General features: G+C 51.3%; 6 protein-coding genes. 3 read left to right on the top strand and 3 right to left on the bottom strand.

Translation table 11 applies throughout. The annotated features are described in order from the left end of the window. Nucleotides 1–33: 33 nt before the first annotated feature. Nucleotides 34–1,089, bottom strand: coding sequence for a nicotinate-nucleotide--dimethylbenzimidazole phosphoribosyltransferase (gene cobT / locus RUMCAL_RS03855; RefSeq protein ID WP_021681232.1), 1,056 nt, complete (start codon nucleotides 1,087–1,089; stop codon nucleotides 34–36). Between the two features lie 239 nt (nucleotides 1,090–1,328). Here cobT and RUMCAL_RS03850 point away from each other — a divergent pair, with 239 nt between their 5' ends. From RUMCAL_RS03850 to RUMCAL_RS03840, 3 genes are all read left to right on the top strand, one after another. Continuing rightward, the gene (locus RUMCAL_RS03850; protein ID WP_040646870.1) at nucleotides 1,329–2,831 is read left to right on the top strand and encodes an alpha/beta hydrolase; all 1,503 of its coding nucleotides are present in this window, start codon (nucleotides 1,329–1,331) and stop codon (nucleotides 2,829–2,831) included. Nucleotides 2,832–3,026: 195 nt separating this feature from the next. Further along, nucleotides 3,027–3,953 carry an alpha/beta fold hydrolase gene (locus RUMCAL_RS03845; RefSeq protein WP_021681229.1) on the top strand — a complete coding sequence of 309 codons (927 nt, stop codon included), beginning with the start codon at nucleotides 3,027–3,029 and terminating at the stop codon, nucleotides 3,951–3,953. Beyond that, nucleotides 3,953–4,837: an alpha/beta hydrolase gene (locus RUMCAL_RS03840; protein ID WP_051343650.1), complete on the top strand. Its 885-nt coding sequence runs from the start codon at nucleotides 3,953–3,955 to the stop codon at nucleotides 4,835–4,837. Before RUMCAL_RS03845 ends, RUMCAL_RS03840 begins: the two co-directional genes overlap by 1 nt. Before the next feature lie 281 nt (nucleotides 4,838–5,118). Here RUMCAL_RS03840 and RUMCAL_RS03835 read toward each other — a convergent pair whose 3' ends face one another. Further along, nucleotides 5,119–6,876 (bottom strand): ABC transporter ATP-binding protein, encoded by a 1,758-nt coding sequence (locus RUMCAL_RS03835; protein WP_021681227.1) that lies wholly within the window; start codon nucleotides 6,874–6,876, stop codon nucleotides 5,119–5,121. Nucleotides 6,877–6,889: 13 nt separating this feature from the next. Continuing rightward, a complete protein-coding gene (locus RUMCAL_RS03830; RefSeq protein WP_021681226.1) occupies nucleotides 6,890–8,626 on the bottom strand; it encodes an ABC transporter ATP-binding protein in 1,737 nt (578 codons plus the stop codon). Nucleotides 8,627–8,787 lie beyond the last annotated feature (161 nt).

Below are 8,787 nucleotides of genomic sequence, written 5' to 3'. Positions count from 1 at the left end.
CAAAGTCGCTAGACGCTCTTTGTGCGGTATTGCCTATTGTAATTTTTCATAGGGAGCGATTCCCACGGCATCGAAGCCGGCGATCTCGCCATATGCTGCCAGTGCAAAGTCGAACAGTTTGGCACCGATCACGCCGCCGGTGCCCTCTCCCAGACACATGTCGCAGTCCAGATAGGCACGCAGCCCCAGTGCCTCCAGTGCCAGCTTTCCGGCAGGCTCTCTGGAACAGTGAGAGGCGAACAGATACTGCCGGCAGAGAGGAACCAGCCGCACGGCACAATTCGCCGCCACCGCGGAAATAAAGCCGTCGATCAGCACCGGCACATGGTAGACTGCACCGCCCAGAAATGCCCCAGCCATGCCGCAGATGTCCAGCCCGCCGACCTTGGAAAGCACATCGAGCACATCGTTCCTGTCGGGCTGGTGCAGGGCAATGGCTTTCGCAATGACTTCCACCTTGTGCCGCAGTCCCGCACCGGACAGACCGGCACCTCGTCCGGTGACCTGCTCCGGCGGCAGCTGCTGCAAAACGGAAAAGACCGCACTGGAAGTGGTGGTGTTGCCAATGCCCATTTCGCCGGTGATGATCAGGTTGTAGCCGGCGGCGACCTTTTCTCCCACCAGTGCAATGCCAGTGAGAATGGCACGTTCTGCCTGCTCCCGCGTCATAGCCGGCTCATGGGCAAAGTTGCGGGTGCCGGCGGCGATCTTTCTGGAAATTATGCCGTCGCAGTGCAGTTCCTCCGCCACGCCGATGTCCACGGGAAAAACATCTGCCCCGCAGACACGGGACAGGGCGTTGACTGAAGCGATGCCCATGGTAAAATTGCGGGTAACGGCGGCAGTGACTGCCTGTGTGGTCTGCGTCACGCCCTCTGCCACAACACCGTTGTCTGCACAGAAGATCAGGACTGCCTTTTTTCGCGGCGGCAGGTTCGCCGTACCGGTAATGCCTGCCAGCTGTACCACCAGATCTTCCAGCCGCCCCAGACTGTGCAGGGGCTTGGCAATCGCGTCCCAGTGCTGTCGTGCTGTTTCCATAGCCGCGGAATCCAGTGGTGAGATCTGCTGTAACATTTCTTGAAGCATGGGAGTTCCCTCTTTCTTTTCAGTATTTCCTTTCAGTTCTTGTTTTCATTATAGCACGTTTTGTCGATTTGTGCAAGGCATTGAAAAAGTGGAACTTTCCCAAAATTCAAAAGAAAACATATAATTTTTCCTATATTCTATTGACTTTTCAGATATGAGTATGGTATAATGTATAAGAGATTTTGATAAGTTTCGATTTTCATATCAAAATTAGTAAAATGAAAAGGAATTTTCCTATTATGAAAAGAATTGCAGTCGTTCTTTTGTCATTTGTCATGCTTGTATCATCAACTGCCTGCAAAAGCAATACAAGTACAACTGGCAATCATGAATCCGCAGCAGAGAATCTACAAGATTCTGAAAAGATACAACTCACCAATCAGATGACACCAACTGAACTGAAATCTGTGAGCAAACATGAACTTACACTTCTTGATGACGCTTCTGAAGCACAAACAGAATCTGCTGTAACATCAGAACATAAAGTTTGTGTTGAGTATTATGCAGCAGATGAACTTCGCGAAACTCTTGAGAATAATCGCAGCAATATGACAGAAGAAGAATGTCAAAAATTGGAGCAATTGATAAATGGCAGTGAGCAATTACCTTTAAAATATATTCTTGTAGATGATGTTTTGCTGTTATATCCCGTTCCAAACAGTGATCCCAATTATGACGGCGGCACAATTGACTTTGCACTCAGCAATGATGGTGCACAAGAAAATAAGTCCTTTGCTAATTTTGAAGAATATCTGGATTGGATTAGGGAAGACGAAAAGCAGTATGATTATTCTGATGCGGAAATTGAGAATGACATACTTCGTATGAGGATTGCCAATGAGGCATTGCAAACCGGAGAATATGAGGTGCTTCCGGCGGGAAGCATTGATGCAACAGATCAGTCCCTGTATGCCAGCAATCAAAATGCAGATTATCGAAACGTATGGGAATATGACCGCGATGCAGTAGAGAAAATCAAGGATTCTATTGACGAAATCAACATTTATGATGAGGAATTAGATGTTGATTTTTTGGTGCATGTCACTCTACCGCCGGACTATGATAACAGCAAAACATATCCCGTATTTTTTCTGACAGACGGTGTATGGCGATTTGGAAATTGTACAGAACTGAGAAGCGTCATGGAAAATGGTGAAGCAGCTCCTGTTATACTTGTCAGTCTGGGATATGATTACAACATTGACGGCACTGACAACGACAACCGCATCACCTATTTTATTCAAAAAGGCAGTATGCTGCTTGACTTTATCACGGATAATCTAATGCCGTATCTTGGAGAAAATTATTCTATTGATTATACGAATTCAACACTGTATGGACATTCCAACGGCGGCGTTTTTACACATGAAGCATTATTTCAGTCTGATTTATATGAAAATCAGCCGTTTGGGAATTACATTATTGGAAGTCCGGCATTTTGGAATTTGTATCATGAAGAACTAGGTGTTGATCCCGAAGACTACAGCAATGATTACGGCTATTTTGACAGGAATGATACACTTGATAAAAAGGTTTTTCTGTGTGGCGGAACGTTGGAAGACTCTGACTACAGCGAATACTATAACGGTCATGATACTACACTAGAAGGTTTGGAAAAGCTGAATCAGCGGCTGGAATCTCATAATGCAAATGTCACCTATCAATTATATCACACACATCACTACCAGTACATTCCGGAAATGCTGACAGCATATTTAAAGCAAACATATCCAGTAACTTAGATTTCATATTTTCATACTGATTATTTACGAAAAGAAAGGAGCGACTCCAATCGCTCCTTTTTCATTTTCAAAACCTTTTTGACTTAGAATTTACAATTGTGATACAATGCGAAATACCTGCATATAGACAACCGCCAACTTTTTTGGTATACTATATGATAAGCAAACCAAAACCACACACAGAAAGGACAGCATATGACAGAAACATTTGTGTTGGAATCCCACCATGACCGCCTGCTGCTGCATGGGCTGGTGGTTCGTCCGGAGCAGGAACCCTGTCGGGGCATTCTACAGGTGGCACACGGCATGTGCGAGCACAAGGAACGCTACCTGCCGTTCCTACAGGAAATGGCAGACCACGGCTATCTCTGCATCATTCACGACCACCGCGGACACGGTGAAAGCGTCCGCCAGCCGGAAGATCTGGGGTACTTTTATCCGGACGGCGGCACGGCGATCGTTTCCGACCTCTATCAGGTGACACGTTGGATACGGGAACAGTATCCGGAACTGCCGTTGTATCTGTTCGGGCACAGCATGGGTTCGCTGGTGGTGCGGTGCTATCTGAAACGGTATCCCGATGTGCCGGACGGTGTGTTCGTCTGCGGCTCTCCCAGTGCCGTTTTTGGCATGGGGCTGGGCGAACGGGTGCGGGCACTGCTCGCCAGGAAAAAGGGTGCACAGTATCACAGCCCGATTCTGGCAGAAGCACTGTTCGGCGGATTCCAGAAACCGTTTCGGGAAGAAGACAGACCTAACGCATGGATCTGTAGTGACCCCGCCGTGGTAGATGCATACAACGCAGATCCGCTTTGCAGCTTCAACTTTTCCCTGAACGGCTACGAAGCATTGCTCTATCTGCTGCGGACAGTCTACAGCACAGAGGACTGGCGGGTGACACAGCCGGAACTGCCGATCCGGTTTCTCTCCGGTGCAGAGGATCCCTGCCGCGACAGCGACCAGAAATTCCAGCAGGCAGCGGAACTGCTCCGCAGTGTGGGATACCAAAACGTGACCGCCAGACTGTTTCCGGCGATGCGGCACGAGATTCTCAACGAACCGCAAAAAGAACTGGTCTATCAGGACATTCTGAAAACCATACAGATATGGGAGGAAAACTAATGAACATTCCAAAGGAAATACAGGAAAGCCGCATTGCTTGGGCGGCAAATGATGCCAAGCGGGACAGCGGCTTGCAGGAGCCGCAGGGCATAGAAAAATTCTGCGATCTGGACTACGCCGGTGACGGCATCACGGAGCACTTGCTGGACGTATACCGTCCGGTGCAAAACGGCGAAAATCTGCCGGTGCTGATCAGCATTCACGGCGGCGGCTGGTTCTATGGGGACAAGGAACTGTACCGGTTCTACTGCATGCACATGGCGGAACTGGGTTTCGTGGTGGTAAACTGCAACTATCGCCTTGCTCCGGAGCACCCCTATCCGGCTGCCATTGCCGATGTGTGTCAGGTGATTCGCTGGACACTGGCACACCGGAAGCAGTACACGTCCAACCCCCACTGGTTTCTGGTAGGCGATTCCGCCGGTGCCCAGCTGGTCAGCCAGTACTGCATTCTGGCAGGAAACGCCGCCTATCGGGAACAGCTGGACTTTGCCACCTATGACCAGCTGCCGGACGGCACTGCTCTGAACTGCGGCATCTATGACATGTCACTGGAAAATATACACAAAAACATTTACACACAGGAAGCCGCTCCGGAACAGCAGAAGCTGTTTGAACAAGTTCTCACCTATATGAACAGCAGCTTTCCGCCCTCGTATCTCATGGCAAGTGTCAACGACGGGCTGCGTCCCCGCACAACGCCGATGCGGCAGCGGCTGGAAGCATGCGGGATACCGTTCACCTTTGCGGAATACGGCGAGGGCGTACCGTCAGACAGCCACGTATTCCACCTGAACTTGTACAGTGAAAACGGCAAAGCCTGCAATCAGGCAGAGGCGGATTTCTTCCACCATCTGGAGCAACAGGAAACCAGACACGCCTGAACACGCAGCAATATCCAAAGGGCAACACTACCCAAACCAAATGCCCCCGATTTTTCCAAAAAGAAAGTCGGGGGCATTCTGTTATTCTTACGTCAATACCGCACAAAGATTGTGCGACAGATGCGTCGTCAAATTTTCCGTCAGATGGAGCAAAAAGCAGAGTGAATACTTGATGTATTCACGAGCATTTTTGTGAAATATGACGAAAAATTTGCAAGCAGATGGCGTGCAAAGTCGCCAGACGCTCTTTGTGCGGTATTGCCATAGTGTAATTTACGCTGCTATTCTGTAGTTTCGCTGTCTGCAAACTGACTCTGATACAGGTTTGCGTAGAAGCCCTTCTGTGCCATCAGCGAATCGTGCGTTCCCTGTTCCAGCACATTTCCCTGATTCATCACCAGAATCCAGTCTGCACTTTTGATCGTGGAAAGACGGTGAGCAATGATAAAGCTGGTCTTGCCTGCCATCAGCTTTTCAAATGCCTTCTGGATCCGCTGCTCCGTCCGCAGGTCAATGCTGCTGGTGGCTTCGTCCAGAATCAGGAACGGCGGGTCTGTCAGCATGATGCGGGCAATGCAGAGCAACTGCTTCTGTCCCTGTGACAAGCCGCTGCCGTCCTCTGTCAGCACCGTGTCATATCCCTTGGGCAGCCGGCGGATAAAGCCGTCTGCATAGGCAGCTTTCGCCGCAGCCACGATTTCTTCCCGTGTCGCGTCCGGTCGGCTGTAGGCGATATTTTCCGCAATACTTCCCGTGAACAGCCACGTTTCCTGCAACACCATGCCATAGCAGGCACGCAGGCTGTCCCGTGTGACACCGGCAATGTTCTGCCCTGCCACGGAAATTTCGCCGCCGTCTACGTCATAGAACCGCAACAGCAGATTGATTAGTGTAGTCTTGCCGCAGCCGGTAGGCCCTACAATGGCGATTCGCTGTCCGCAGTGTACGTCCAGATTGAAATCCGTAATCAGCGGACGGTCTGGCACATAGGAAAATTTCACATGGGAAAGCTGCATGGTGCCGTTGCAGTTTTGCAGTTCCGGCAGGTGGCTGTCGTCCGACTCCGCCGGTTCGTCAATGACTGCAAACACACGCTTTGCAGAAGCCACGGCGTTTTGCAGTTCTGCCACCACGCCGCTGATCTCGTTGAACGGCTTGGTGTACTGGTTGGCATAGGTGAGGAAGCTTGCCAGCTGACCAACGGTGATCACACCGATCAGCGGCACATTGCCGGTAGCTGCCAGTGCTCCGCAGACACCCACAGCGGCATAGATCAGAGCGTTGACAAAACGTGTCACCGGATTGGTGATAGAACCGAAAAATGTTGCCTTTGCTCCGGTCTGCTGCAATTCAGTATTGTATACGTCAAACCGTTCTTCCGCACGCTTTTCATAGGTAAACGCCTTGACCACTTTCTGGGAGCCGATCATCTCCTCCACCAGACCGCCCAGTGCTCCGCGGGCATCGGAGGATTTCAGATAGGAGGAACGGGACATCTGTGTAATTTTCGCCGCAACCAGCAGGGAGATCGGCGTGAGAATGACTACCAGAATGGTAATGCGGACGTTGATCGTCAGCATAAAGATCAGCGTACCCAGAATGGTGAAAATACCAGTGACAAACTGGGTGAACGCCTGTAGGAAACCGTCAGAAATGATCTCCATATCCGAAACGGCTCTGCCGATCAGATCCCCTCTCGCCTGTCCGTCGATGTACCGCAGCGGGACATGCTGCAAGTGGCTGAACAGGTCGCACCGCAGGTCGCGAATGGTGTGTGCCGCCAGACGGTTGGTACAGAGGGACATGAGCCACTGGAACAGGGCACTGACGGCAATGGTCAGTGCCAGAACGATGATGATTTTCCACAGCTGTGGAAAGTCTACCTCGTGTACAGCAACCACGCAGTCCACTGCCTTACCAATAAGGATCGGCACAAACAGGGAAAGTCCTGTGCCGATCAACGCAAAGAGCAGCATTCCCAGCAGTTCCTTGCGGCACGGCTTGGTATACGATAAAATTCGCCGAATGACTGTCAGCATAAACTTTCCCTCCTCACTGCATCTGTGTGTGGTAAATATCCGCATAGACCGGACACTGTACCAGCAATTCGTCATGTGTGCCATAGCCCACACACTTTCCGTCGTCCATGACCAAAATGTGGTCAGCATGCTGAATGGAAGTGGCACGCTGGGAGATCATGATCTTTGTCACATCGCCCATTTCCGCCGCCAGCTGCCGCCGCAGTTCCAAGTCGGTGGCATAGTCCAGTGCACTCATACTGTCGTCCAGAATCAGCAGCTTCGGGTGTCCTACCAGTGCACGGGCAATGGTCAGACGCTGCTTCTGTCCGCCGGACAGGCTGCGTCCGCCCTGTGTCACCTTCGTTTCCAGTCCCCTGGAGGTCTGGCTGACGAATTCCCACGCCTGTGCAATTTTGCAGGCATGTTCCAGTTCTGCGTCATCTGCCGCCGCATCTCCCCAGCGAAGGTTTTCCGCGATCGTACCGCTGACCAGAGATGCCTTCTGTGGCACCACGCCGATTATCTGCCGGAGGGAATCCAGTGTGTAGCTGCGGACATCTTCGCCGTAGATTCGCACCGTTCCCTCAGTGGTGTCGTAGAACCGCGGGATCAGGTTGGCAATGGTACTCTTACCGCTGCCGGTACCGCCGATAATGCCCAGCGTTTCTCCTGCCCGCAGGCTAAAGCTGATGTCATGAATGGCAGCCTCACCGCCGTCCGGATAGGCAAATGTCACGTGATCGAATGCCAGCACCGGAGCCTGTTCCTGTACCGTCAGAGGCTTTTCGCCGTCTGTGATCTCCGGCTCCTCTGCCAGCACGTCGGAAATTCGCTTGGCAGAAGCCGCCGCCTTATTAAAGGAGATCAACAGTTCCGCCATACGTACCATGGACAGGGCAATCTGTGTCATGTAGTTGACAAATGCAGTCAGTTCACCCTGTGTCAGATGACCGGTGTCCACGCGAATGCCGCCGAACCACAGCACTGCCACAATGCCCATATTCATAATGAAGAAAGAAGCCGGATTCAGAATCGCACCCACTCTGCCCACGGCAATGGAACGCTTGGCGAATACATCGCAGTCATTCCGGTAGGATTCGATTTCCTCGTCCTGTCTGGAGAACGCCCGAATAACACGGACACCGTCCAGATTTTCACGGGTATGCCGTGCAATGTTGTCCAGTTTGCCCTGATTCTCACCGTAGCGGGGAATCGTCCAGCAGGTCACGCTGTACAGCAGCACGCCGATGATCGGAATGGCGATCAGGAAAATAATGGACAGCTTCAGGTCGATCCGCATTGCCATAATTGCCGCACCGATAATCAGGAACGGGCAGCGGGTCGCTAAACGAATCACCATGTTCAGACCGCTTTGCACCGTATTGGAATCGCTGGTGATTCGGGTGATCAGCGAAGCCGTACCGATACGGTCTACCGCACTGTGCGAAAGGGTGTTCACATGGCGGTACAGTGCCCGCCGCAGTGCCGTGCCGAAGCCGTAGGCACACTTGGAAGCGTAATACTGGCAAATCAAAGCGAATGCCAGTCCGCACGCCGCCAGCAGGAACATTGCCCCGCCCATTTTCCAGATGTATCCGGTATCCCGATTGGCGATACCCACGTCGATCATTTTCGCAGTTACCAGCGGCACGATCAGTTCAAAGATCGCCTCCAGCAGCTTGAATATCGGTCCGAGAATGCACTCTTTCCAATACCCTTTCATATAGGGCAGCAGCCGTCTGACACTGCCCGCCTTTTTTGGTTTCATAGAATCTCTCCTTGTTCCCAACAGATTCGCACATTTCTGTGCAGTGCTTTTCTATTATACCCTATTTTCCCAGCAATTGCAAGCCGACATTTGATACATTTCTGTTATTCGCAGGAAAAACAAACCTGTAAAGGCAATACCGCACAAAGAGCGTCTGGCGA

Origin of the sequence: Ruminococcus callidus ATCC 27760 (assembly GCF_000468015.1) — a bacterium.
Lineage (GTDB): Bacteria > Bacillota > Clostridia > Oscillospirales > Ruminococcaceae > Ruminococcus_C > Ruminococcus_C callidus.
Note: the sequence above shows the minus strand (reverse complement) of the source record. Positions and strands in the feature narration are given on the sequence as shown.